Raw genomic sequence first — 25,018 nt, 5'->3', positions numbered from 1 at the left:
GTTTTAAATTTTATGAATTGACACTGCAAAGTTGACCCTAAACAAAAGGAGAGGTGTAGCCAAATCTTCGGTTGTTGTAGCCGAATTTGGAATAGTGCTACTACGATGAAGGAATAAAAGGTAAAGTGAATTGTCAGTTCGAGCGGAGTCGAGAACCTTTAAGGCACATCTCGACTGCGCTCGATGCGACATTTAGGCGTTCTTCTTCAACAAAGCCATATAAAATCCATCAAAACCACTTTCTGAGGCATAGACGTTTTTTTCCTTGATGAACTCAAAATCCTGCCCAGCTTCGGAAGCAAGGAATTTTTTCACCTGTTCCGTGTTTTCTTGGGGCAGGATGGAGCAGGTGGCATAGACCATTTGTCCTCCTTTTTTAACCATTCTACTGTAATTCTGAAGAATATCTTGCTGTACGCCCATGATACGGTCTATGAATTCGGGTTCCAATTTCCATTTGGAATCTGGGTTTCTTCGCAATACGCCCAAACCGGAACAAGGTGCATCCAATAACAATCGGTCGGCACTATTATAGAGTTTTTTAATGACTTTTGTGGAATCAATGACCCGTGTCTCAAAGTTATGGACCCCGTTTCGTCTTGCCCGAATCTTTAGCTTCTTCAGTTTGCTCTCGTAAATGTCCAGAGCAATGAGTTGACCCTTATTTTCCATTTGCGAAGCCAAGTGAAGGGTCTTGCCCCCAGCACCGGCACAAGCATCAATGACACGTTGCCCGGGTTTCACCTCCAAGAATGGGGCCACCAATTGGGAAGAAGCATCCTGCACCTCAAATAATCCATCTTTAAAAGCTGCTGTGGTGAATACATTTTTGCGTTCCTTTAAGCGTAGTGCATCCGGATACCCTTCCAAGGTTTCGGTTTCAATATCATCCTTGGCCAAAAAATCTTGCAATTGTTTTCTTTGGATTTTCAGGGTATTGGTACGGAGGATAACATCGGCCTGTTGATTCAGGGCAGCAATTTCTTTGGTCCAAAGTTTATCTCCCAATGCTTTCTCGCCCAATTCATCCATCCAATCGGGAATGGACTCCCGAAACTTTCTGATTTTTGACAATTCATCAAATCGTCCTTTGATTCGGCGTTCCGGAGTGTCTTCCAATTGTTTCCAGTCGGGAATTCGGATTCCCCGCAATACGCACCATACGGTGAATAATCGGAACAAATGGGGACGAGTATAGGGTTCGTTGGCTTCGGCAATCTCGGTATAGAGTCGTTTCCAGCGTACAATATCGTAGGTGGTTTCAGCAATAAAAGCACGGTCACGGGCTCCCCAGCGTTTATCATAGCGTAAGACTTTCTCTATGACCTTATCGGCATATTCCCCTTCATTGAAAATCATATTCAGGGCATCAATTACGGCAAAAACAAGATTTCGGTGTAAACGCATGGTGTAAAATAAGGTTGCAAAGGTACCATTTCTGTGTACTTTTACAGAAAATAAATAGCATGCGGTTTTCTCCTTTGGTTTTGTTCATCCTTATTTTAATTTCCTGTGCTGAAGAGCCACAATACAAACCCTTTCAATCGGTGTCAATCACTCCGGTTTTTGAAGATTCGGTCAGTATCCGGGCCATTACGTTTTTGGATGGCAGAACCTTGGCTTTTGCAGGAAGTAGGGGTATGTACGGAACTGTAGATGTTACCACCCAGAGAGTTCGTTCCAATGTTCAGGTTTATGATTCCATTACACCCGCTTTTAGGGCGGTGGGAAATACTTCAAACGACTTCTTTATGATTTCCATTGATAGTCTGGCATTACTTTACAAAACAGGCGACCAAGGAAAAATGGAATTGGTGTATAAGGAAGATGGCGAAGGTGTATTTTATGATTGTATGGCTTTTTGGAACGATACCGAAGGTATAGCCATGGGCGATACGGTTAATGGATGCCTGTCCATCATCATTACCAGGGATGGAGGGCAAACCTGGAACAAGATTCCGTGCGCCAACCTGCCGGAAGGTATGGAAGGCGAAGGGGCCTTTGCGGCCAGCAATAGTAATGTTGCGTTGTCAGGAAACCATGCATGGATTGGTACCACAGCAGGACGTGTCTACCATTCTGAAGATAAAGGAAAAACTTGGACTGTTCAGCAAACCGAAATTATTCACCAGGAAGAAACCCAAGGCATCTATTCCATGGATTTTTATGATGAAACCACAGGATTTGCGATGGGAGGGGATTACACCCAACCGGAATCCAATAAAGCCAATAAAATGATTACCTATGATGGTGGCAAAACGTGGGACCTCATTGCAGATGGACAGGAACCCGATTACAAAAGCTGTGTACAGTTTGTGCCCAATTCAGAGGGAAAAGGTCTGGTTGCTGTAGGGTTTACCGGGATTTCGTATTCTGGGGATGGGGGAGAAAACTGGAAATCATTCAGTGAGGAATCCTTTTACACGCTTCGGTTTTTGAACGATTCGGTGGCCTATGCTGCTGGAAGAAACCGAATTTCGAAGTTGGTTTTTCAGTAAAAGGCGGCTCTTGTTTCTACATCTGAATGAAACAACCCCTTATCGTCTTTTCATGGAAAACGTATTGATCTGCCTTACCTTTATACCTCAAGTTGTTCAAGAGTTTAAGTCTCTTGCTCACTGTTGATAGACTTTAAAAATTGCATTGGATATTATGATTCACACTCCTGGTTTTATTTTTGACCTTTTTTTGAGGCGAGAACTTCATTCATTTTATTCCAATCCTATCCGGAATTCTATTACCAATAAAGAGTTTGCTCCAATACCTGCAAGTCCATTCCCCAACAAGATTGCAAGCTTTTCAAAGGTTACTGATGTTCCGGATTACCTTGATGTGGCGCTTAAGGCTGAATCAAATCGGCTAAAAACCAGAAAAGTAAAGCAATATCAAGGCTTTTTATGTGATTTGTCGGGTAGCGAAACGCCTTTTGACTACATGTCCACCAAATTCAGTAAAAAGTCCATAAAGAACATTAAAGCCAAAAAAAGGCAGCTCGAGACCCATTATAACATTACCTACAGGAACCATTACGGGGAAATCGACCGGGAACATTACGATTTTTTATTTGACAGGTTCTATGACCTGCTGAAGAAAAGGTTTGATGAGAAGAAAATTCAGAACAGGTATCTTTTGGTTTGGAAAACGTACCACGAACTGGTCTACCCCATGATTTTACGTAACGAGGCATCATTGTTCGTCATATATGATGGCAAAGAACCCATAGCCCTTGCCATGGACTTCTATTTGGAGGATATTTGTTTTGGATACATTCAGGTATTTGATGAGGAATATCAAAAATATTATATGGGAGATGTGTGTATGATGGAACGTTTGGATTGGCTTATGGCCCATAATTTTAAAATCTTTGATTTTTTAATGGGGGAAACCTATTACAAGGTTAAATGGTCCAACCACACCTACCTTTACCATCACCTTTTATTTTATAAAAGCGGCTCTGTGGCAGGGCGTTTAAGAATGCAGTTAACTAAAGGGAAGTTACAGTTTAAACAATATTTACGGGATAGGGGAATTTTGGGCAAAGTGTTCAGCATAGATCGTTTATTGTACCGCCGGATGTCAAAAAAACTAAAAGGATTTGATTGGAAAAATCCATAAAACCCAAGGACTCTAGGCCGGAAAATTAAGTGAAGTGGGCTACTTTTTCGGAATTTTTGCCCCGAAATAGATATTGCCCGTTGGAACCATAAAACACCTCAACATCTTTGGCGGACTCATTGTTCAAATACAAAAAATCAAAAAATAATTTAATGACCTGTGGACTATAAGCATCTATTTTTATGAGGGATGTATCTTGTACTTCAACATCTTCAAAAACAATGGATTTGCCTTTTTCATCCGATGCGTTTGTAGAATCCCATTCTTTTTTGCGAAAACGAAAAAGGACTTTGTTCAATAACAGGTTAAGATCTTTTTCCCTGAGATATTGTTTTAGCTTGAAATAATTTTTGGCCAACATGGCCTTTGCAACGGATGAAAATGATTTGGAATTGTAGAGAATGTGGTATTCAAAATCATAGCTTTTTGTGGCCCAGCGGGTTTTGTAATCAAAATAACCTTTGGAAAAGTCCAGTAGTTTGAATTTGTTGGCAATGCCCCAATCAATAAGGTGCATAATATTGACGGAACCCAAATGGAATTTGGCATAATCAATATCAAAAACGGTAATGGCATCAAAAATAATGTCCTTGGAAAAATAGACCAATGTTATGGCAATGGGATTTTCCCCGTTTTTAACCACAAAAAGTCCTGCTTGTTTTTTTAGGATAAGTGGATAGGCCACACTTTTATAGAAATCCCATTCTTTTTCATCCAAGTTGTTGTTGTGCTCTGCCTTGTCCAGAAATCGTTTTTCCAAAAGCTCCCTAAACCTATCAAAGAGGAAGTTGTACGCTTCTTCGGTAATAGCATCACCTAGGTACATCTGTGTTTTTATTTCGAAACATTCCGAGAGTCTTCTGCTGTATTTGTACAACTTGTATCGGCTCGATTTCTTGAATTTTTTCTGCAGATACTCCTGCAAGCTTGAAAAACTGTCCAACTCAATTAAAAAACCAGGATATTGTTTGACCCGTATAAGTTTTGTGGGGTTTAATTCTTGGGGTTGTGGGATTTTGAAATAAGTTGGTACATCAAAAATCAACAGAATTTCTTTTTTTAGACTCAAGGGACGTTCCAAGGTGTATTGCATCCCCTTGGTATGGGTTTTCCCATAATTAGTAAGTATGCCCCATTTTCCTCGATAGAATTTTGGGCCGTAAACACCTTCAACATCAGTTGGTGTTTCTTCTTTACCAAAACTTTTAGCCCATTTTTTAGTGAAGGTTTCTGACAGAAAGGGATTGTCAATCATCGCCAAGGCAGTTTATTTCAGAAATTTCCTTTTTGTTGTTGGAATCTAGACGATAAAGGGGAAAAAAGCATGAGTTCTTATCAATTTCAGAGGCATTTTTGGCTTCTCTCTGTTTTAAGAGCTTTTTATATTGGGTTTCATCCACAATGTATTGCCAAGAGCTAAATTTTCTATAATCTTTGGAAAATCCAGACTTAAAGTAAAAAAGAGAATCTTCATCTTTTCCATTGAGCCCACCTCCTAAGTTAAAGTTGACATACCCTTCCTCAGTAGATGTTTTTCGAACGTGGTCTATTAGCAGTTTAATTGGATTTAGATGAAAATATTCGCTTTTAACACCGGATAAGTGATACTGCACCGTGCCATTGTTTTTGGTAAAAATGGCACCTCCTGCAAACTCACCGGATTCTTTGTGTTGGGCCACCAAAAGTTCAGCGTGAATTTGACTACTGGCCAAAAGTTTATAAAAATACTTTTTGCCAAAGAAGTAGCTGGGTTTGGCATGGAGTCTTTTCATATTGTCACAATAAGTGGCAATGAACTCGTCCAAGCATTTTTCTTGAATCCCATCAATGATGTCATACTCCTTGACTTCCTTGTTGATGTAGGTTTTTAGCCTTCTACCATATTGTTTTTTTTGCTGCTCTAAACTTAGGGTAAGGTCTATGTTCACTACATTCCCATGGGGGACTATATTTCCAATACCCTTAAGAATTGTGTCCTGTTTGCTGATAAATGGATGTAATCTGGAGAATACCGAAACAATCTGGTTATCCCTTAAAAAATCACAGAGCTGCTTTTTGAAATCCTCATTGTTAAAAGAAGGGTCAACATTTTTGCCTACGGGCCCAACATAGCCATAAACCGAAGTGGCATCCTTGAGCTCTGTTCCTTCTATGTCCCTAATGAGCAATGGAAGTGCAATAAGGGAATTACCCCTTTCATATTTGACCAAAATAGGTCTTTCATCAGTTTTTTTTGATATCTGATGGTAGTCGTAGGTATGATAAAAATCAGCTTGCTCACATCGGTCCACAACTTGTCCCCAAGCATTTCTATCCTGAATGACCTGCATAAGTTCAATTTTGTAAATATAACGAAAATAGCGGTATAAGATTTTAGGAAACATGACAAAAGTCATGTGAATCAGCAGATTGGTTCAAAGGATTGAAAAACTCGATGAAATCACTTTTTAGGGCTTAGGTTGTCGTTGTTTCATTTAAAATCAACCATTAAAATTTGTCTTTTGACTTCTCATACCGAAAATGGAATAAAAAACTGCTCTTGTATTTTTTTGGTAAAAGTAGCATGTACTATTTGAACTTGAACTTTTGCAGGTTTGACACACCTGCCGGCCGCAGGTAGGAATTGCATAAGTTTTTGGAGATGTCATTCTGAGCGGAGTGAAGAATCTCGCCATGCCTTTGCTTTGAGTTCGGCATGACATTGCCCATTCTGAAGTGAAATGAAGAATTTTTTAAAGCAAAAGGAACCACTTGCCGTTTGAACTTGCAATTGCACTTGTTCTTGATTCTTGCTCCTTGTTCTTTCAGGAACCCTTAGGAGGAAAACGACTGCATTTCCACCAGCTTTTTATAGCTTTTTTTGGATTTCATCAGCTCCTCGTGGGTACCCTGCTCTACAATTTTTCCTTTGCTCATCACCACAATGGAATCTGCACTTTGAATCGTAGACAATCGGTGGGCAATTACTATTGAAGTCCGGTTCTGCATCATTTTTTCCAAAGCATCCTGTACCAAGCGCTCACTTTCCGTATCCAGAGCTGAGGTGGCCTCGTCCAAAATCATGATAGGTGGATTTTTAAGCACGGCACGTGCAATGGAGAGGCGTTGTTTCTGACCGCCACTCAATTTGTTGCCGCTGTCCCCAATATTGGTGTCGTAGCCATGGGGCAGGTCCATAATAAAGTCATGTGCATTGGCCACTTTGGCTGCAGCTACGATTTCCTCTGTAGTGGCATTTTCCTTGCCTAGGGCGATATTGTTTTTCACCGTATCATTGAACAAAATGGAATCTTGTGTTACCAAGCCCATAAGACCACGGAGTGATTTTTTGGTAATATTCTTGATGTTGATGCCATCCAGCAACAATTCCCCTTCGTTGACATCGTAGAAACGGGTCACCAAATTGGCCACCGTACTTTTCCCGCTTCCAGACTGGCCGACCAGGGCCACGGTTTGGCCTTTATCAACCTTTAGGTTGAAATCCTTCAACACATAATCATCCTCGTACTTGAAGGAAATATTTTTGAGCTCAATTCCGGAGTTGAAATCGGTTTTCTCCATGGCACCTTCCATATCCTTGATGGGATTTTCAGATTCCAGAATTTCCAAAACCCGTTCTGCAGCCGCATTTCCTTTTTTAACACCGTAGGATGCTTTGCTGATAGCTTTGGCAGGAGTAAGGATGTTATAGGCCAACCCCATATAGGCAATAAAGGAGGATGCATCCAACGTTTTGTCCACCAATACCATTTTTCCACCAAACCACAGTAATACCCCAATGACTAAAATCCCCAAGAACTCTCCGGTGGGAGAGGCTAGGTTTTGTCTATTCAATAGCGAATTGGAAAACTTGAAAAAGCGCGTCGTTGAATTTTTGAACGTATTGTAAAATTTAGACTCAGAATTAAAAGCTTTGATGACCCGGAGACCACCCAAAGTTTCTTCCACTATGGAAAGAAATTCTCCTTGTTCCTTTTGCACGCGGTCCGATTTTCGTTTGAGGGATTTTCCGATACGTGAAATCAACATGCCAGCAATAGGAATGAAAATAAAAACAAAAATGGTCAGTTTAGCACTTATTCCGAACATGACCAAAATGGTGAATAGTATAGTAAGCGGTTCACGTACTATCAACTCCAAAATGGACAGGAAGGAATGTTGTATCTCCAATACGTCTGAAGTGATTCTGGCAATGACATCTCCTTTTCGCTTTTCCGAGAAATAGGAGATTGGGAGATCTACTATCTTTTGGTACATTTTATTTCTGATGTCCTTAAGCACCCCATTTCTTAAAAATGTGATGAAATACATCGCCAAATAATTAAATGCATTTTTTAACAGAAAAAGTGCCAATACCAAACTTATGACCAATACCAATCCTTTCATATCGTCGTCTCCAGAATAGGCGGTCACCCTATAGTTAATATAGTCTTGTAAGTAATCTTTTGATTTGGAAAAACCTTCATAAATAGGTTTCACATAGACCTTTTGCTCCGGTTTGAACAAGACATCAAGCATGGGAATAAGTGCAGCAAAGGACAGGGCACTGAAAAGCGCATACAGAATATTGAAGAAAATATTCAAATAACCGTATTTGCGGTACGGTCCCGCAAAACGGAGTATTTTTTTAAAGTAGTTCATTCACCTACAAATTCAGTTCAGAAAGGATGCCATCAATTTTGGTATCCAACTGCGAATTTACGGATTTATAATCCTCGGCCTTAGCTAATTTTGCATTGGTGCTGATGTAGAACTTTACTTTGGGCTCGGTACCGCTAGGTCTGGCCGCAATTCGGGTACCATCTTCCGTTTCATAGATCAATACGTTGGACTTGGGCAAGTGCATGGTACGTTCCTCCCCAGTCTGTACATTTTTGGCAATTGACGTATTGTAATCCTCAATCCATAACAATTTTGAACCTTGTACGGATTCCACGGGATTTTCTTTAAAATCTTTGAGCATTTGCTTGATTTCCTCGGCACCGCTCATGCCTTTTTTGGTTAGGGAAATCAACTTTTCCTTGTAAAAACCGAAGTGTACATAGCAATCGATAAGGTCTTTGTAGAAAGAACTACCATTGGCTTTTGCGTTGGAGGCAATCTCGCAAGCGAGTAGGGTAGAGGTGACCGCATCCTTGTCCCGGACAAAGTCGCCCACCATATAGCCAAAGCTTTCTTCACCGCCTCCAATAAATTTGGAATTGGGGAAATCCTTGATCATTTTTCCAATCCATTTAAAGCCTGTAAGTGCAGTTTTATACTCTACGCCATAGGCTTTGGCCATTTGCTCCATCATAGGTGTGGAAACAATGGTGGTGGCAATAAATTCGTTGCCTTTGAAGCCTTTTTCTTTGTATTGGTCTAGAAGGAACTTGGTCATAAGGACCATGGTCTGGTTTCCATTGAGCAGTTCTATCTTGCCCTCCAAATTTCGCACAGCAATCCCGAGCCGGTCACTATCTGGGTCGGTACCAACGACCATATCTGCACCGATTTCTTCTGCTTTTTTAATGGCCATGGCCAAAGCTTCGGGTTCTTCGGGGTTGGGTGATTTTACGGTTGGAAAGCCGCCGTCAGGTTTTGCCTGTTCTTCTATAATGGTGACATTGTTGTAGCCGGCACGCTTCAACACTTCGGGAATGGCCGTGATGGATGTTCCGTGCAGGGAAGTGAAAACGATTTTGAAGTTGTCTTTTCCCTTGGCATCAAAACTTCCATTTTTTACGGAAGCATCAAAAAAGGCTTCGTCCACTTCCTCACCGATTAGATGAATTAGGCTTTCATCAGCCTTAAATTTGATGTCCTCAAAAGACAGTGAATTGATTTCAGCAATGATCTCGTCATCCTGAGGAGGTACAATTTGCCCCCCATCGGCCCAATAGACCTTGTAGCCGTTGTATTCCGGTGGGTTGTGTGAAGCGGTCAATACAATTCCGGCATGGCAGCCCAAATGGCGTACTGCAAAGGAAAGCTCTGGAGTAGTACGTAGCTCGGGAAATAAATGGACTCTAATACCATTGGCCGAGAAAACTTCGGCCACGGTTCTAGCCAAGGTGTCCGAATTGTGTCTGCAATCATAGGCAATTACCACTTTGATGTCGCTATCGGTATAAGATTTTTTAAGATAATTGCTGAGTCCCTGGGTATTTTTCCCCAAGGTATATTTGTTGATTCTATTGGTTCCAACGCCCATTATACCACGCATCCCTCCGGTACCAAACTCCAAATCCTTGTAGAAACGTTCCTTAAGTTCTTCCGTATCGTTTTCCAGAAGGTATTGAATTTCCTTTTTGGTGTTTTCGTCGAAAAAATCGGTTAACCAAGCTTGCGCTGCAGATGTAATGGAATCCATATAGAATATGCTTGTTTAGTATGGTTTAAAAATACAAAGATTATCAGTTTTGGAGATGCTAAATGTTTATTTTATCGGAAATGGAATAGCGGGTGTCATTTTTTCGGGATCGTACCATGATTTCCCCAATAAAACCTGCCAAAAAAAGCTGTGTTCCTATGATCATGGCGGTTAGGGCGATGAAAAACTGAGGTCGCTCCGTGATCAATCGCCCGGTGGGATTCAAAAATAATTTATCAATGCCCAGATAGAGGGCAAATCCAAATCCTACAATGAACATGAGAACGCCCAGAGCCCCAAAAAGATGCATGGGCTGGCGGCCAAATTTGGATACGAACCAAATGGTGATCAAATCCAAAAATCCGTTGATGAAACGTTCTGCTCCAAACTTGGTAGTGCCGTATTTTCGGGCTTGGTGCTGCACAACTTTCTCTGTGATTTTAGAAAAACCTGCATTTTTGGCCAATACGGGGATATACCGGTGCATTTCGCCATGCACATCAATGTTTTTTACAACCTGCCCATTAAAGGCCTTGAGGCCACAATTAAAATCGTGTAGTTTAACACCGGAAGTTCTTCGGGCAGCCCAATTAAAGAGTTTGGAAGGAATGTTTTTGGTGATGACGGAGTCGTACCGTTTCTTTTTCCAGCCGGAAACGATATGGTTGCCTCCGTTGGTGATCAATTCATAGAGTTCTGGAATCTCTTCGGGATTATCCTGAAGGTCGGCATCCATGGTGATGACCACATCTCCTTCAGCAGCTTTAAAACCGGCGTGCAAGGCCTGCGACTTCCCGTAATTCTTTAAGAACCGAATACCTTTTACATGCTCATTTTTTTCCGAAAGCTCTTTAATGGTCTCCCATGAGCCATCGGTACTGCCATCGTCGATAAAAATGATTTCATATAAAAAATGATTGGATTGCATTACACGTACAATCCAATCATGTAGTTCGTTAAGCGACTCTTGCTCGTTAAGTAAAGGAATTACAATGGAGATTTGCATTGCTTGTTTCTCGAATTCCTTTCAAAAGTAGTATTTTTTGGTTTAGTATTCCGACTTGGATTTTTTAAGGATGAGCCCAGTGATAAGGCCAACGACCAAACCAATGACACAACTGAAGATTAAACCTATCGGGTAGCGTAGCCAACCCAAATTTTTCTGCATGGCCGCACTTTGCTCCCATTGTTCCTCCGTCATTGAAGGATATTGTTCAAAAGCTTTGGGTTTAGCCAATTCTAAGGCTTTGTCCATAAAATCCGGCTCAATAAAATTGACGAGCAGATACTGGTAAAGTAAAGAGATGATGGCAGAAACCAAGGCTATGCCTACGCCTATTTTTAGGCCCTCGGAAATGGTCAGATACCCTCCGTTTGCTTTTTTGTACGCATTGATGCCAAGGAAAATGGCCGCTACGCTCAACAAGATTGAAATAACGATTACGGGCGTACTCATTTCATAATGCATTTTCTGGGTGTAGAGCATTACCCCGAAAACAACTGAGACCAAACCTAAAATAAGGCCATAGTTCAGCATAAATTTACTGGCTTTTGGTTGTTGTTCTTCCATTTGTTTATTTTTAGTGTTGATTATAGTTAATTAGTGAACCAAGGGGGAAATTTGTTACACTTAAAGGTAGTTTTTTTCTTTTTTTCTTTTTTCAGTTGGAGGAATCAAAGAAATCCTTAAATTTGCACCTCGAAAAATCTGAGAATAAGTAGTTAAGACGATGAAAAAAGGCATACACCCAGAAAATTATAGATTAGTGGCTTTCAAAGACATGTCCAATGACGATGTGTTCATCACTAAATCAACTGCCGAGGCCAAAGAAACCATCACGGTTGATGGTGAGGAGTATCCTTTGGTAAAGTTGGAGATTTCTAGAACTTCGCACCCTTATTACACTGGTAAAACCAAATTGGTGGATACCGCTGGTAGGATTGATAAGTTCAAGAACAAGTACAAGAAATTCAGCAAAGAAGAGAAGAAGGCCGAGTAGGTCACTCTTTTTGACGAAATATATGGACGCTCCTGATGATTTTCAGGGGCGTTTTTTATTTTTATACCATCAACACTGATCCATGAACTACATTCTATCAGACGGAATCCATAGAGAAGCCCTATTTCCCTTTACGTTTACTAGGCCTGTGGCTGAAATACGGGTGGGTATTTTAACCATTCGTGAGAAATGGGAAAAATGCTTGAATGTCTCGGTCAGTGTAAAAACGGAGGACTACCTTTCAACAAAATTTCCGTTGAAAACTTCCTCAGAAAATGTGGTCATCAACGCCAGCTATCTTCCAAATCTGGATTTGGTGAAAGCCATCCAAAAACTTCAACTAGGGGAGGCCTTGATGGATGGGGACACTTGCATCGCTTACGGGACCGGGACTGTGGAAACTGTGTTTGATGTTTCCAACTATACCATCATTTCCTATCAACCCAAAGGGTTGACGATAAAAAACACGTGGGATATTTTCTCGAAAAATGGAGAAGCACTCCAATCCGATTATGATATCCTGACCACCGGACGAAAGAGCCAACCCATTTCCAGTACCAACCAAGTGTTGAACCCGGAAAACATTTTTTTGGAAGAGGGTGCCAAGGTAGAGTTCAGTATTTTAAATGCATCCACGGGGCCTATTTACATGGGCAAGAATGCCGAGATTATGGAAGGCTGTATTGTTCGTGGTGGTTTAGCACTTTGCGAAGGTGCTATTTTAAAGATGGGCGCGAAGATTTACGGCCCCACCACAGCCGGACCAGGCTGTAAATTGGGTGGCGAGGTCAACAATTCGGTCTTGTTTGCGTATTCCAATAAAGGGCACGAAGGATTTTTAGGGAATTCCGTACTGGGCGAGTGGTGCAATTTGGGTGCGGATACCAACACCTCCAACATGAAGAACAATTACGCTCCTGTTCGTTTGTGGAGTTATCAAACCGAAGGTTTTGCCAGAACCGGACTGCAATTTTGCGGTTTGATGATGGGCGACCATAGCAAATGCGGCATCAATACCATGTTCAATACCGGAACGGTGGTAGGGGTAAGTGTCAATATTTTTGGTAGTGGGTATCCCAGAAACTTTATCCCTAGTTTTAGTTGGGGCGGTGCCTCAGGATTTACAGCATTTAAAACCAACAAGGCCTTTGAGGTGGCCGAAGCCATGATGAAACGCCGCAATGTGGAGTTTACTGAGACCGAAGCCCAGATTTTGGAGCACGTTTTTGAACTGACCCAAAAGTGGCGGAAGTACTAACCTATTCTATCTTGCCAATCAACCCCCATCCGTTGGCTTTGTCAATTACAACGCAATGGAGTGTGTTTGTTCCTTTGTTCAGATGAAGCGGCAATTTATTGACATCTAGGCCCAAATGACCTTGAAATTGATTGCCTTTGGATCGAAATGCATTGTTTCCATAATAAAGCAATTCCCCATTTAAAAATACCATGATTTTATCACTGTAGTCAAAAGAGAATAATTTGGTTTGTTCTTCTTCAACTGTAAGGATGTGCGATGCTACAGTGTAGGCTTCTTTGTTGTCTTCAAAATTGCCAGAAGTAGGCTTGGCCATATATTTGGATATAGGCAACAATCCTGATTTTTCTGTAGTTACTTTAGTGGTTTTGGCTTTGGCGAAATCATTGAATAAGAGTTGATCTTCCAAATAAGGCAAGGCATCAGTAATGTTCCATTCCGTAATGACTCCCGGTTCAGTTTCAGTAGTGGATTGACTCTTTTGTAGCTTAGCTTTTCCCGTTTGTGTAACCCGAAAATTGGAAAACCGGTTACCGAACAGCGCAAAAATCCCAATTTCCCCTAAAAGATTGCCAGATTTCAGGTCGTTGACCTGTAAAACTTTCTTATTGTTCACATATATCTCCGCTGTTTGATTCTTTACTTCGACCCGTAAGCTGTTCCATCCTGTTTCTTTGAAAATTACATTGGCTTGATACTCCCTATACAATTGCCAGTTGCTCTCACCGTTATAGGTGGGAGTGTATTGAACTGCATCGGGCTGTCTCGATTTGTGCATACGCATGTATACTTCTTCCATGGTACCTGCTTGTTTCCTGAAAACAAATCCTGCAAAGCTACGAATGGTATTGGCGTACACGTCCACTTCAAGGGTTCCATTGGAAAAGTCCATATCCTTGACCACGGCCTTACCGTCCAAGACCATGGTTTCCCTACCGTCAAAAGTCTCAAAAGAAATGCTTCCCCCATCAGTGATGCTCCAATAATTGGATTGCATGGGGATAGTTTCCTTTGTTTGCGCCAACATTTGATGTGCAATAAAAAAAACACTGAAGAGCAGAGTTGTTCGTAGAAGAATCATTTTTTCGTTTTTTGATAGTACAAAATTGCTGTGTTTTTATGGCTCCCTACGTATCAATTTGTTATAAATACCTATCATTTTGGTAATTAAGTCTATATGCTCTTGGAGACTGTCCAGATAATCGGGTAAAAAAGCGTGTTAGATTGTTGGGATCACTAAATTGAAGGTCGTGGGCAATTTCAGAAATTGTATGATTGGTGTAGCGTAGTTCCATCTGTACTTCTTGCAGTAACCGGAATTGGATGACATCTTTGGAAGTACGTCCAAAATAGGCCTTTGTAACTTGGTTCAATTGGTGGCGGGTCATATTTAGGAGGCGGCAATAATCGCCAACGGCATGGTGTCGGCGTATATGAATCTCCAAGGCTTCCTTAAATCGATATATGTTCGACTCTGAATGGGTCTCATGTGATAATTTGTAAACTTTGGAGTACAGACGATTCAATTTGGACAAGGCAAAATAGAGTAGCGGTCTAATAAGATGAAGGCTATCCTTTTGAAAGTTTTGGATTTCGGCCACAATCTCATCAAATAAGGTCTGGATGAGTTGGTATTCCCTTGGAGAAATTTGTAGGTATTGTGGGTAAAGGGCATTATAAAAGTATTGCAAACGGTAAACAAATAGCTTGTCCTCAAAAAAATTGGTCAAAAAATCATTTTGAAAGACCAAATGGAAACCTCTTACAGAATTTCGGTCAATACGGCAACTTTTTTTTTGATAAGGTGAAGTAAAGAACAGTGTATAGCTGCCAACATCCAGATAATGGCCATTGAGTTCTATGGAGCCATTACCCTGCTCAAAGACAAAGATTTCGAAGAAATTGGTGATATGTGGGTCTGGCTCAAAAAAAACATTGGAGTTATCCTCGAACTTGTGGAGGTCCATCAACAGTTCAAAACCATATTTTTCTTTGATAAAGTGAAATTCCCGCAATGTGTTTTAGGTTTAGCTGTATCAACTTCAAAGATAACTGATTGTTGGAGATGACTCTGGAAGGGTATTCCATCCATTAAAAAAGCCAGTAGCAAAAGCACCACTGGCTTTAAAAAATTGTATGGCAAAAGGTTATTCCTTCACTTGAGGTTTTTCTGTGAATGGGGTAATTCCAAAAGCAGGGTAAACCTCAGTAGGGTAGTAGAAGGTACCCCCTCTGGAGACCAATGCAATGGTCTTAATGGCCTTGATATCTTCCACAGGATTACCGGGCACTAAAAAGAAATCGGCCAGTTTACCGGGCTCAATGCTGCCCAAATCCTCTTTTCCCAAGTATTTGGCCATGTCGTAGGAAGCCAATTTTAGGAGTTCGGCTGGGGTGTAGCCCAATTGTTCGTGATACAATTCCAACTCGCGGTGTAGATTAAACGCACCACCCAAGTCGGTTCCTGCTACGATGAAGATGCCTTTGTCCTTCATCATCTTCAAGGTTTCCACGATTTTGGCGTAGGCTTCGCGATAGGCCTTGTCCTCTTCCTCATCTGCAATTTGTGCGAGTGCCACTTTTAGGCTACGTTGTTCGTTGGGGGGCATGTGGTCTACATAATCCACGGCTCCCGGGGTTACCTCCCCATTTCGGGAGAGCATCAACATTTCATGGATGGCTAAAGTGGGGTCCGAAGCGGTGTTATTGGCCACATATAAATCCAAGGTTTCTTGCACTTCTGGGCTGTTCAAATCCAAATCGGGTAAGCGCTTCAAAGCCGTGAGACGTAATAAGGTACGGGTGTCCTCATCGGGCTCCAAAACCCAGCCCAACATGGTTTGGTTGAGGTGGGTCATTTCATCAAAACCCGCTTTCAACATGGCATTGGCATTGGAAAAGGCAGGAACGTGACCTGTCACAAACATCCCTTTAGCATGGGCTTTTTTCACAATGTCGGGAGCCCAATCGCCATTCATGCTATTGTAAAGTTTTATTCCGTAAAATCCTAAGCTGTCATAGGTATCGACAGCAGCCAGGGCTTCTTCCTTGCTTTCTACCACAATACCATTGTTGGCGTTATACTGACTCTTCCCTTCAATAAAGCCCAGTCGGGTTACACGAGGACCGGCAAGCACCCCAGATTCAATTTTTCCGATAAGACTGGTAAGTACCTCATTATCATTTCCCATATCCCGGAACGAGGTCACTCCGGCCAAAACATTCAGCAAAGCACCTTCGTCTCCCGTGTGGGCATGCATTTCAAAAAGACCGGGAACCAAAGTGCCACCGTTCCCTTCAATTTCCACTTCACCTTCTACCGAGGCATCGGCAGCTTCAATGCCGATGATTTTTTCGCCTTCCACCACCACGGAGACCGGGTCGGTCAAGGATAGCGTCTTGGGATCAAAAACCCGTACATTGCGGATACGAACCTCGCCCTCGTAATTGTGGGCAAATTCCTTTTGGATGTTTTCATAACGCGCAGCGGAATAGTTTTCGGCCAGTTGGCGCATGTCTTTTTCAACCGCTTCAAAACCTTCACGAATCACAATGTAGCGTGGTGAAATAAACGCAAAGAACTTTTGGGCATTATCCAAGATAAAATAGGACGGGTCAAGGTCTGCGCCGGATAAGGCATAGGTAGTCAATGCCAATTCTCCATTATCCGAAGTATTTGGTACGGTAAAATCTTCCATTTTGGTAAGGGTTAAATTTCCCGCTGGGAGAACCGGTAGTGTATTATCTGGAGCTTTCAGTAACAATCGGGCTGCCAAAACGGTGGAGTAGGGGCTCCCAAATTGATTGACATACAGTTGAGGCTCTTCGAGCGTGGCACTTCCCGAACCAGTAGCATCGGTCCAAGTGGCATTTTCACCTTCCAACAAAAAGTGTTCATCAACCGCATTGCCAAAAGTGGTATTTCCAGTAACTTCCCAGCTTGTCGGGAAACCTTCGGCATTGAGAACAATGGTTTCCTTCATGGTGGGCCCACGACCATTGTTCTTGTAATCGTAATCAATATTGATGGTGTCCCCAGAAATGTTGGTTTTCAGATGGCCCACCTTGTTTTCACCCACAATAACGGAGTAGGTTTCGTCCCCTTGGTAATTGGCCAATGAGGAGGTGGGTTCCTTTTTACAGGAATAACCTGCTAGAACAATTAAGCTAAAAAGCAGTAAACGGAGTTTCATATAAGTCGGATTTTAGTCTTGCTGAAGTTATGGATTTTTAGGCAATACAACAGCCCTGTTTGTTTCCAACTAAGTTACGGGATAGGGTATTTTGCCTGTTTTGTAGAAATCTATGATGTTTTGGGCGGACATCCGGGCCATTTCATTACGGGCTTCCACCGTTGAGGAGCCAATATGGGGCAGTACGGCCACGTTTTCCATTTGAAGCAAGGGATTGTTGGGCTGCATGGGTTCGGGATTGGTTACATCAAGGCCTGCACCCCAAATGGAACCCGTTTTCAGGGCTTCGACCAATTCTGTTTCGTTATGAATGCCGCCTCGGGCAGTATTGATAAAAATGGCACTGTTTTTCATTTTGGCAAAGGCATCCTTTCCAAATAAGCCTTTGGTTTCTTCGGTAAGATTGCTGTGCACGGAGATAACATCACTTTGGGTCAAAAGCTCCTCAAGGGATACATATTTTGCATTGAGTGTGTCCTCGGCCTCATGATTTCTGGACCTATTGTGATAAATGATATCCATCCCATAAGCGGCTTTGCAGCGTTTGGCCATGACCATGCCTATGGTTCCCAACCCAAAGACTCCCAAGGTTTTGCCATCAAGCTCAAAACCGAGATTGGCGGTGGGAACAAAGTGCTGCCATTGGCCTTTTTCAATGGTTTTGTGCATGTATGCCATTTTTCGGGAGACCATGATCATAAGCCCAAAGGCCACATCCGCAGTGGCTTCGGTCATGGCGCCTGGGGCATTTCCAATGACGATGCCAAATTGTTTGGCGGCTTGTACATCAATATTATCGTAGCCCACGGCAAATTGTGAAATGACGTCCAAATGCTGACAACTTTTCAAGAAATGCGCATCAATTTTGTTGGAGCCTGTGCTAAGGAGAGCATCGTACTCTTGACAGATGTTGATCAGCTCGTCTTGGGGAACGGGGTTATTGCTTTCGTTGATGGTAATGTCGAATCCAGCTTCTTTCAGCATATTAATGGCAAGCTGGGGGTACTTTAGACTGAGAAAAACTTTTTTGGGCATATGGGTTTAGGCTGCTGTTTAAGGTTAAAGATACAGTTTTTGGATTTTTTTTGATGGGCTTTGGATAGATGGTACAAATAGAGTTGCTCTTAGGCGTATTTAGTTACCCAATGTAACGGAAAAAGTTCCATTGGTCACTGGAATGGTGTCAGAAGAATTGTTGCCACTTTCAACCAAAATACAGGAGAACGTCCCTTCAATATGATCCGTATTGTAATCGGTAATGGAGAGCTCTAATTCCTCAGCAATAAATGTCTTGGTACTATTGGAAAATTCAGACAATTCCTCCGTGACGATATATCGAAGGTGTCCGGAAGCCGTTTGACCACCATCCGCAAGAAAGTCGTCCAAGTTTATGGTTAACTGTATCCATTCCTCATCATTGGCACCATCAAGATGGTATGCATGAATTGTGAGAACGCCATTGGTTTCTGAATAATTGAAATAGTCGCTAAAATCATAGCTTGTATTGCCCGATTGAAATTCAAAAGCACCTGTATTGGCAGCATCTTTCTTGACACAACGGCACCGCATGGAGAACGACTTTAGGTTAGGCCCCACAACTACCGCAGGTGGATTTCCAATACCCCCATAATCTGCTGGGAAAAAGCCCACGAATGCAGAGCGTATGGTAAACGATTCTTCCCAAGCTGGGGTGGCGGTCCAGTAATTAGCATCAGAAGTGGCGTTAAACCCAGAGGCGTCCACTAAATTTGTAAATCCTTCTTTTGGGTCACCCACGGTGGTTTCATAAAAATAATAACCGCCACTGTTTTTGGCCAATGCTTTCCAATCTTCGCTGGTGGCTAACTCCCACCCCTCAGGACAAGCAGAAAGTGCTTCATAAAAGGTGTAGGTGGCTTTTCCATTGAATTGAAGGTCTTCAGTAAGCCAAGCCGTTCCGTTGAAGTCACTCCATTTATATTGTTGTCCATCCCGAGGATCAGTAATGAATCTTTCGGTGCTGTTGTCATCACTACCGCATGAAATGAGCAAAAAAAGGATTGAAAAACAAATGTAAAAATAACACTTCATAAAATGAAGATACTAAATTTTTCGAAGCGGATGCAAAAGTGCCAGTGATTTTTAAAATTCTAAAAGCATTGGTTACTAAATGCTTAAGTATGTTTAATGGAGTTTAAAAACCTTTCTGTTTGTTATGGCCCTTCAATCAATTTGAGGTTTGTGCCATAATTCCTCTATGTATGAGGTTACTGCTTACTGGTTGTATCCCCATTTCCCGAGCCCAAACCGAGAGTTGTCCCATATGGTGTATTTCATGAGCGATGACATGTCGCAACGCTTCTCCATAGGTGCAATGGATGGAGGAGGCCGGAAAATCCATATGGAGCACCTTAAACTCAAGTGATTCGTGCCAATCCTTGAGATACGCTTCTACATCAACATGGAGTTTTTGGGACAAGTCAATAATTTTATCCAATTGATCGAAGTTAGAAAAACCCAAATCCAAGATGGACGTTCCTTTAAGATCGCAAATCCAGTTATGCTCAACAACTACGATGTGATAAAGGGTATGGAGCACATTCCCCAAGCCACCTGTTCGTTGTTTAATAAGTTCTTCATGGGGAACCTTCTGCAACACCGCAAACCATTCATCACGGACTTTCCAATTGTAGTTGAATAAATATTTCATAGATGCATTTAGTTTAAAAAAGCTGTTGAAGTTTTAGGATGAAAACAGGGATTTCGTTATTGGTCTGGAACAAACTGTTGAAGCAGGCATTTGCAATTGCAAAATCAAGGCTGCCCTATGATGAGAATTATGTATCAAAATTGGCGTAAAAGACTTGTTTTTTAACTCAATTCTTTGTTGGCAGTAGTGTTTTATAACTCTTCCACAAGTTCAATATTATTCCCGCAGGTATCGTTAAATACTGCATACTTCCACGTTCCCATCTTAGATGGCTTAATACTAAATTCTACTCCAAGTTTTGTTAATCGCTCATATTCCGCATCAACATTTTCAACATCAAACTGAGTGTATGGAATTCCAGCTTCCATCAATGCATCTTGATAGACTTTTGATGGTTCAAAATGATTTGGTGCTGGTTCTAACAACAATTCTGGCCCATCTTGAGCCTCTTTGGAAATTAAAGTCAGCCATCTATTTCCACCTTCTAATGGTTTGTCTTTCTTTTTTATGAATCCAAGTATTTCTGTATAAAATTTTAGTGCCTTTTCTTGGTCTCGAACGGGAATGCTAATCAGTGTTACTTTCATCTTTGATATTTTTTTATTTGTTTTCCAAAGTTCAGAACCCTGAATCTAATTTGCTTCTTGAAAGTTGCTCTTTTTGAAATTCAGAAGGTGATTTTCCCGTTTTGGTTTTAAATAAAATGCTGAACGACCCTAAACTTTCAAAGCCAACAGCAAAACAGGTTTCCGTTACCGACATTCCATTTATCAGCTGTTCTTTAGATTTTTCAATTCGTTTGTCTATTAAGTACTGTTTTGGGGTGAGACCATAATGTTTTTTGAATAATCGCAATAAATGATACTTGGATACGAAACGAAAACGGGATAATAAATCCAAATTCAGATCTTTGTCAAAGTTATTGTCGATATAACTTCTAACTCCAATCACGGTTTCTATTTGCTCTTGGTTTGAGTAAATAATACCATTTATCCTATTAAGTTCTTTTTCGTAAAATGTCATTTTTGCATTTTTCTACATTACTGCCAATGGTATAAGATATGATTCGCTTCAATGATTTATATCGACCGATACTGAAATGAATTCAGCACATGTAACGAAGTTAGCAGAAAATGAGTAAAGTTCTAATGTAGCCCGAGAAGTATTGAGCAAACCCCAAAACCTCTACCATAACTCTCAACAAATCATTATCTTTGCCGCCCAAAACAAGAAGTTGGTCAATGAGCAAAAAAGTCGCTTTCTATACACTGGGTTGCAAACTCAACTTTTCCGAGACTTCCACGATTGCACGAAGTTTTGAAAAGGAGGACTTTGAGCGGGTGGACTTTTCCGAAAAAGCGGACATTTATGTGATCAACACTTGCTCAGTAACCGAGAATGCGGATAAGCGGTTTAAGACCATCGTAAAACAGGCGCAAAAGGGCAATCCTGATGCTTTTGTGGCCGCTGTGGGCTGTTATGCCCAATTGAAACCTGAGGAATTGGCTGCTGTTGATGGCGTTGACTTGGTTCTGGGAGCGACTGAAAAATTCAAAATCACCGATTACTTAAACGATTTGGCCAAAAATGATAAAGGTGAGGTGCATTCGTGCGAGATTGAGGAGGCCGACTTTTACGTGGGCAGTTATGCCATTGGTGATCGTACCCGTGCTTTTTTAAAGGTGCAGGATGGTTGCGATTACAAATGTACCTATTGCACCATTCCTTTAGCTCGAGGCATATCACGTAGTGATACTTTGGAGAATGTTTTACTGAATGCCAAGGAGATAGCCTCTAAGGATATTAAGGAAATCGTGTTGACAGGTGTAAACATTGGCGATTATGGCAAAGGCGAATTTGGCAATAAACGGCATGAACATACTTTTTTGGATTTGGTAAAGGCCTTGGACCAAATCATTGGGATTCATCGGTTACGTATTTCGTCCATTGAGCCCAATCTTTTGAAGAACGAAACCATAGATTTTGTGGCCCAGAGCAATTCCTTTGTGCCGCATTTCCATATCCCTCTCCAAAGTGGTAGCGATGCCATCTTAAAGCTGATGCGCCGTCGCTATTTGTCCAATCTCTATGTGGACCGGGTAAAGCGCATTAAAGAGACCATGCCCCATGCCTGTATTGGGGTGGATGTAATTGTGGGCTTCCCTGGGGAAACTGATGAACATTTTTTGGAAACCTATCATTTTCTAAATGAGTTGAACATTTCCTACCTGCATGTGTTCACCTATTCGGAACGGGACAATACCTTGGCAGCCGAGATGGACCAAGTAGTCCCCAAGAAAGTACGAAGCAAGCGCAGTAAGATGCTCCGTGGACTATCGGCCAAAAAGAGAAGGGCTTTCTACGAAAGCCAGCTGGGTGCGGTTAGGACCGTTTTGTTTGAAGGCGAGAACAAATCTGGCTACATTCATGGGTTCACCGAAAACTATGTAAAGGTAAAGGCACCCTGGAACCCAGAATTGGTGAATACCCTGCACCAAGTGGAGCTCACCGAAATCGATGAGGATGGTTTGGTGCGATTTGAGTTTGTTTCCGCTTCAATATCGGCATAAAAAAAACCTCTCATCGCTGAGAGGTTCAAAATCTTTTTGGTTTTGGTTGGTCAGATACGGATGCCTACGGGAAGCATCTCTTTGTATTGTCTGTTCTTTCTCAAAAAACCAGCTATATGTGGGCTTGTTGGTACTACCCTAAGGTTTTTCTCTTGAATCTCATTTAGAACGGCTTTGATAAAGGCTTCTTTAAAGCCTTCCTGCGTGATTTCTTCTGGAATTACCAGCTTGGTCAAAAATACTTTACGCTCTTGGGAAGAGTATTCAATTTTGGCTAAATGCCCGTTGACCCTAGTTTCAAATTGACGCAAGAAACTATTGTCGTTAATTTCCATTTCTGTCATATAGTACTGTTTTTAAATTGACACCGTGCAATTACCAAAACGGTAATTTGTTGTTTCCCCTGTTATAAAATGTGTTCAAATAGGCGGGGTTAGTTACAAAAGGGATACAAAATTAGTCAAAATATTGTTAATTTCCTAGACCTTATCGATATTTGGTGTGAAATGTCCGACAATAAAATCCATGTCTACTTCATGCCAGGGATGGCTGCCAATCCATCCATTTTTGATGGAATACAACTTCCTGAAGCCACTTTTGAGACCCATACTTTGGAGTGGTTTCTTCCCGAAAAAGGCATGACCTTGGCGGATTATGCCCAAGAGATGTGCGAAAAAATCAAACACAAGAACCCTGTGCTTATAGGTGTCTCTTTTGGGGGAATGTTGGTACAGGAAATGGCAAGAATAATTCAAACTAAAAAAGTAATAGCGGTCTCTTGTGTTAAAACGAAAGAGGAATTGCCTAAGCGGATGCTTTTTGCAAAGTACACCAAAGTTCATAAATTATTGCCCACAGGACTGGTGAACAATGTGGAACTTTTAGCCAAATACGCTTTCGGTGAAACCGTTACCAAACGGTTGGATCTATACGAGCAATATCTTTCGGTTAGGGATAAATATTACATTGACTGGTCCATAGACCAAATTGTAAATTGGAAACAGACCGAACCTCCTAAAAACTTGGTTCACATTCATGGAGAAAAGGATGCTGTTTTTCCCATTGCAAACATTACCGATTGCATTAGGGTGAAAAATGGAACGCATACCATGATCATACATCGGGCAAGATGGTTCAATGAACACCTCCCCACAATTATTTTGGAATAAATTCGTCTTTATAATAGTATCTTTACGGTACTCTAATAAATGATTTGCTATGAAATACCTTAAAAATATATTAGCTTTAATAGGATTGGTTGCTGTGGTTAGTACGTTGATTTTTGCTGTGCAGTCGAGCGAGGTGCAAGAAATCCCAAATGTAAAGGAGCCTGTGACCAAGGATAAAAATGTGGCGGATACCTATCAGATCAGCGCCATAGACATTCCAGAAGATCTAAACTTTGCAGGTGAGCCTGTACCACAGGAAGACCCAGAAATCATGGAGCGCGTAGACCGTGAGTTTTTGGTGAACACCTATTGGCAATCTAATGCGGTATTGTTGATAAAACGCGCCAATAAGTATTTCCCAATTATTGAGCCTATATTGAAGAAGAATGGCATCCCAGATGATTTTAAATACTTGGCCGTGGCCGAAAGTGGTCTAGAAAATTTGGTTTCCCCCGCAGGGGCAACCGGTTTTTGGCAGATTATGAAGGGCACTGGAAAAGAGTATGGTTTGGAGGTGAACGATAATGTGGACGAGCGCTACCATGTGGAAAAATCTACCCAAGTGGCCTGCGATTACTTGAACAAATGGAAAGAACGCTTTGGTAGCTGGACCTTGACCGCAGCGGCTTACAATGCTGGGCCCGCCGGAATCCAAAAGTATATGGGTATTCAGCAGGTGGACGACTACTACGACTTATTGTTGGGGCAGGAGACCGGAAGATATGTATTTCGGATATTGGCCATTAAGGAAATCATTTCTCATCCCGAAAAATATGGTTTTGAGTTGGAACAAGAAGATATGTATGAAAAAGTGCCCACTTTTACCGTGGAAGTTGACTCTGCTGTGACCAATTGGGCCGACTTTGCCGAACTATACGAAATAAACTATAAAGTTTTGAAACGCCATAACCCTTGGCTTCGCGAGCCGCATTTAAACAACGCTTCACGAAAAAAGTACAGCATTGAAATCCCGAATAAGGGGTATTACCGCAGTACCAGTGCGGGGCAGTAGGGGATTCTTATTTGAAATTTAGGTAAGTGTTTTTGGAGTTCACTTTTATCGTTATAAGATATGATTCGTTTTTAAATGAATTATATCGACCGATAAGTGAAGTTAGCATTTTTCAACTAAAAAATCCAGATCAGATTAATGAATGCTTAACCCGGATTGA

Annotated in this window: 23 protein-coding genes; 7 read left to right on the top strand and 16 right to left on the bottom strand. The window is 41.5% G+C overall.

Annotated elements, in window-relative coordinates:
* Positions 1 to 192 precede the first annotated feature (192 nt).
* Entirely contained in the window at positions 193 to 1,407 is a 1,215-nt protein-coding gene (locus tag FG28_RS18910; RefSeq protein WP_036385595.1) for an RsmB/NOP family class I SAM-dependent RNA methyltransferase, read from the bottom strand.
* Between the two features lie 59 nt (positions 1,408 to 1,466).
* On the opposite strand from FG28_RS18910, the gene FG28_RS18905 reads away from it, so the two are divergent.
* Positions 1,467 to 2,498: an oxidoreductase gene (locus FG28_RS18905; protein WP_036385593.1), complete on the top strand. Its 1,032-nt coding sequence runs from the start codon at positions 1,467 to 1,469 to the stop codon at positions 2,496 to 2,498.
* Between the two features lie 154 nt (positions 2,499 to 2,652).
* Positions 2,653 to 3,615 carry a GNAT family N-acetyltransferase gene (locus tag FG28_RS18900; RefSeq protein WP_036385592.1) on the top strand — a complete coding sequence of 321 codons (963 nt, stop codon included), beginning with the start codon at positions 2,653 to 2,655 and terminating at the stop codon, positions 3,613 to 3,615.
* Positions 3,616 to 3,640: 25 nt separating this feature from the next.
* On the opposite strand, the gene FG28_RS18895 is transcribed toward FG28_RS18900, so the two are convergent.
* From FG28_RS18895 to FG28_RS18870, 6 genes are all read right to left on the bottom strand, one after another.
* Entirely contained in the window at positions 3,641 to 4,870 is a 1,230-nt protein-coding gene (locus tag FG28_RS18895; RefSeq protein WP_036385591.1) for a GNAT family N-acetyltransferase, read from the bottom strand.
* Complete coding sequence (locus FG28_RS18890) at positions 4,863 to 5,945, bottom strand: GNAT family N-acetyltransferase (protein WP_197062631.1); 1,083 nt, start codon at positions 5,943 to 5,945, stop codon at positions 4,863 to 4,865. Before FG28_RS18890 ends, FG28_RS18895 begins: the two co-directional genes overlap by 8 nt.
* 484 nt (positions 5,946 to 6,429) lie before the next feature.
* On the bottom strand, positions 6,430 to 8,256 hold the full coding sequence (locus tag FG28_RS18885) for an ABC transporter ATP-binding protein (RefSeq protein WP_036385590.1): 1,827 nt from the start codon (positions 8,254 to 8,256) through the stop codon (positions 6,430 to 6,432).
* A gap of 4 nt (positions 8,257 to 8,260) precedes the next feature.
* Positions 8,261 to 9,967, bottom strand: a complete 1,707-nt coding sequence (locus FG28_RS18880; RefSeq protein WP_036385589.1) for a phospho-sugar mutase — start codon at positions 9,965 to 9,967, stop codon at positions 8,261 to 8,263.
* A 58-nt stretch (positions 9,968 to 10,025) separates the two neighbouring features.
* Positions 10,026 to 10,973, bottom strand: coding sequence for a glycosyltransferase family 2 protein (locus tag FG28_RS18875; RefSeq protein ID WP_036385588.1), 948 nt, complete (start codon positions 10,971 to 10,973; stop codon positions 10,026 to 10,028).
* Positions 10,974 to 11,015: 42 nt separating this feature from the next.
* Positions 11,016 to 11,537: a DUF4199 domain-containing protein gene (locus FG28_RS18870; RefSeq protein WP_036385587.1), complete on the bottom strand. Its 522-nt coding sequence runs from the start codon at positions 11,535 to 11,537 to the stop codon at positions 11,016 to 11,018.
* 160 nt (positions 11,538 to 11,697) lie between these two features.
* On the opposite strand from FG28_RS18870, the gene FG28_RS18865 reads away from it, so the two are divergent.
* Positions 11,698 to 11,967, top strand: a complete 270-nt coding sequence (locus FG28_RS18865) for a type B 50S ribosomal protein L31 (protein WP_036385586.1) — start codon at positions 11,698 to 11,700, stop codon at positions 11,965 to 11,967.
* Between the two features lie 82 nt (positions 11,968 to 12,049).
* Positions 12,050 to 13,225 carry a GlmU family protein gene (locus FG28_RS18860; protein WP_036385585.1) on the top strand — a complete coding sequence of 392 codons (1,176 nt, stop codon included), beginning with the start codon at positions 12,050 to 12,052 and terminating at the stop codon, positions 13,223 to 13,225.
* Position 13,226: 1 nt separating this feature from the next.
* Here FG28_RS18860 and FG28_RS18855 read toward each other — a convergent pair whose 3' ends face one another.
* From FG28_RS18855 to FG28_RS18820, 8 genes are all read right to left on the bottom strand, one after another.
* Positions 13,227 to 14,306, bottom strand: a complete 1,080-nt coding sequence (locus FG28_RS18855) for a family 16 glycoside hydrolase (protein ID WP_036385584.1) — start codon at positions 14,304 to 14,306, stop codon at positions 13,227 to 13,229.
* Between the two features lie 61 nt (positions 14,307 to 14,367).
* Entirely contained in the window at positions 14,368 to 15,240 is an 873-nt protein-coding gene (locus tag FG28_RS18850) for an AraC family transcriptional regulator (RefSeq protein ID WP_231562657.1), read from the bottom strand.
* A 132-nt stretch (positions 15,241 to 15,372) separates the two neighbouring features.
* A complete protein-coding gene (locus FG28_RS18845) occupies positions 15,373 to 17,418 on the bottom strand; it encodes an amidohydrolase family protein (RefSeq protein WP_036385583.1) in 2,046 nt (681 codons plus the stop codon).
* Between the two features lie 69 nt (positions 17,419 to 17,487).
* Positions 17,488 to 18,453, bottom strand: coding sequence for a D-glycerate dehydrogenase (locus FG28_RS18840; protein WP_036385582.1), 966 nt, complete (start codon positions 18,451 to 18,453; stop codon positions 17,488 to 17,490).
* Between the two features lie 99 nt (positions 18,454 to 18,552).
* Positions 18,553 to 19,449: a hypothetical protein gene (locus tag FG28_RS18835; RefSeq protein ID WP_197062630.1), complete on the bottom strand. Its 897-nt coding sequence runs from the start codon at positions 19,447 to 19,449 to the stop codon at positions 18,553 to 18,555.
* A 175-nt stretch (positions 19,450 to 19,624) separates the two neighbouring features.
* On the bottom strand, positions 19,625 to 20,107 hold the full coding sequence (locus FG28_RS18830) for a DinB family protein (protein ID WP_036385580.1): 483 nt from the start codon (positions 20,105 to 20,107) through the stop codon (positions 19,625 to 19,627).
* 191 nt (positions 20,108 to 20,298) lie between these two features.
* Positions 20,299 to 20,694, bottom strand: a complete 396-nt coding sequence (locus FG28_RS18825) for a VOC family protein (RefSeq protein ID WP_036385579.1) — start codon at positions 20,692 to 20,694, stop codon at positions 20,299 to 20,301.
* A 31-nt stretch (positions 20,695 to 20,725) separates the two neighbouring features.
* Complete coding sequence (locus FG28_RS18820; RefSeq protein ID WP_036385578.1) at positions 20,726 to 21,130, bottom strand: AraC family transcriptional regulator; 405 nt, start codon at positions 21,128 to 21,130, stop codon at positions 20,726 to 20,728.
* A 218-nt stretch (positions 21,131 to 21,348) separates the two neighbouring features.
* Between FG28_RS18820 and mtaB the strand changes: the two genes are divergently transcribed.
* Complete coding sequence (gene mtaB / locus FG28_RS18815) at positions 21,349 to 22,677, top strand: tRNA (N(6)-L-threonylcarbamoyladenosine(37)-C(2))-methylthiotransferase MtaB (protein ID WP_036385577.1); 1,329 nt, start codon at positions 21,349 to 21,351, stop codon at positions 22,675 to 22,677.
* A 50-nt stretch (positions 22,678 to 22,727) separates the two neighbouring features.
* Here the strand turns inward: mtaB and FG28_RS18810 are convergent, their stop codons facing one another.
* Positions 22,728 to 23,021 (bottom strand): GNAT family N-acetyltransferase, encoded by a 294-nt coding sequence (locus FG28_RS18810; protein ID WP_036385576.1) that lies wholly within the window; start codon positions 23,019 to 23,021, stop codon positions 22,728 to 22,730.
* Positions 23,022 to 23,183: 162 nt separating this feature from the next.
* Between FG28_RS18810 and FG28_RS18805 the strand changes: the two genes are divergently transcribed.
* Complete coding sequence (locus FG28_RS18805) at positions 23,184 to 23,846, top strand: alpha/beta fold hydrolase (RefSeq protein WP_036385574.1); 663 nt, start codon at positions 23,184 to 23,186, stop codon at positions 23,844 to 23,846.
* A 49-nt stretch (positions 23,847 to 23,895) separates the two neighbouring features.
* Complete coding sequence (locus tag FG28_RS18800; RefSeq protein ID WP_036385566.1) at positions 23,896 to 24,858, top strand: lytic transglycosylase domain-containing protein; 963 nt, start codon at positions 23,896 to 23,898, stop codon at positions 24,856 to 24,858.
* Positions 24,859 to 25,018 lie beyond the last annotated feature (160 nt).

It is taken from the genome of Muricauda sp. MAR_2010_75 (genome assembly GCF_000745185.1).
GTDB lineage: Bacteria > Bacteroidota > Bacteroidia > Flavobacteriales > Flavobacteriaceae > Flagellimonas.
Note: the sequence above shows the minus strand (reverse complement) of the source record. Positions and strands in the feature narration are given on the sequence as shown.

Bases quoted from the DNA above. Each gene is read 5' to 3' on its own strand.
- FG28_RS18840 (WP_036385582.1), bottom strand. From the start codon at position 18,453: ATGCCCAAAAAAGTTTTTCTCAGTCTAAAGTACCCCCAGCTTGCCATT.
- FG28_RS18900 (WP_036385592.1), top strand. From the start codon at position 2,653: ATGATTCACACTCCTGGTTTTATTTTTGACCTTTTTTTGAGGCGAGAA.
- FG28_RS18875 (WP_036385588.1), bottom strand. From the start codon at position 10,973: ATGCAAATCTCCATTGTAATTCCTTTACTTAACGAGCAAGAGTCGCTT.
- FG28_RS18845 (WP_036385583.1), bottom strand. From the start codon at position 17,418: ATGAAACTCCGTTTACTGCTTTTTAGCTTAATTGTTCTAGCAGGTTAT.
- FG28_RS18905 (WP_036385593.1), top strand. From the start codon at position 1,467: ATGCGGTTTTCTCCTTTGGTTTTGTTCATCCTTATTTTAATTTCCTGT.
- FG28_RS18800 (WP_036385566.1), top strand. From the start codon at position 23,896: ATGAAATACCTTAAAAATATATTAGCTTTAATAGGATTGGTTGCTGTG.
- FG28_RS18885 (WP_036385590.1), bottom strand. From the start codon at position 8,256: ATGAACTACTTTAAAAAAATACTCCGTTTTGCGGGACCGTACCGCAAA.
- FG28_RS18820 (WP_036385578.1), bottom strand. From the start codon at position 21,130: ATGACATTTTACGAAAAAGAACTTAATAGGATAAATGGTATTATTTAC.
- FG28_RS18865 (WP_036385586.1), top strand. From the start codon at position 11,698: ATGAAAAAAGGCATACACCCAGAAAATTATAGATTAGTGGCTTTCAAA.
- FG28_RS18810 (WP_036385576.1), bottom strand. From the start codon at position 23,021: ATGACAGAAATGGAAATTAACGACAATAGTTTCTTGCGTCAATTTGAA.
- FG28_RS18910 (WP_036385595.1), bottom strand. From the start codon at position 1,407: ATGCGTTTACACCGAAATCTTGTTTTTGCCGTAATTGATGCCCTGAAT.
- FG28_RS18860 (WP_036385585.1), top strand. From the start codon at position 12,050: ATGAACTACATTCTATCAGACGGAATCCATAGAGAAGCCCTATTTCCC.
- FG28_RS18830 (WP_036385580.1), bottom strand. From the start codon at position 20,107: ATGAAATATTTATTCAACTACAATTGGAAAGTCCGTGATGAATGGTTT.
- FG28_RS18890 (WP_197062631.1), bottom strand. From the start codon at position 5,945: ATGCAGGTCATTCAGGATAGAAATGCTTGGGGACAAGTTGTGGACCGA.
- FG28_RS18880 (WP_036385589.1), bottom strand. From the start codon at position 9,967: ATGGATTCCATTACATCTGCAGCGCAAGCTTGGTTAACCGATTTTTTC.
- FG28_RS18855 (WP_036385584.1), bottom strand. From the start codon at position 14,306: ATGATTCTTCTACGAACAACTCTGCTCTTCAGTGTTTTTTTTATTGCA.
- FG28_RS18805 (WP_036385574.1), top strand. From the start codon at position 23,184: ATGTCCGACAATAAAATCCATGTCTACTTCATGCCAGGGATGGCTGCC.
- FG28_RS18825 (WP_036385579.1), bottom strand. From the start codon at position 20,694: ATGAAAGTAACACTGATTAGCATTCCCGTTCGAGACCAAGAAAAGGCA.
- FG28_RS18870 (WP_036385587.1), bottom strand. From the start codon at position 11,537: ATGGAAGAACAACAACCAAAAGCCAGTAAATTTATGCTGAACTATGGC.
- mtaB (WP_036385577.1), top strand. From the start codon at position 21,349: ATGAGCAAAAAAGTCGCTTTCTATACACTGGGTTGCAAACTCAACTTT.
- FG28_RS18895 (WP_036385591.1), bottom strand. From the start codon at position 4,870: ATGATTGACAATCCCTTTCTGTCAGAAACCTTCACTAAAAAATGGGCT.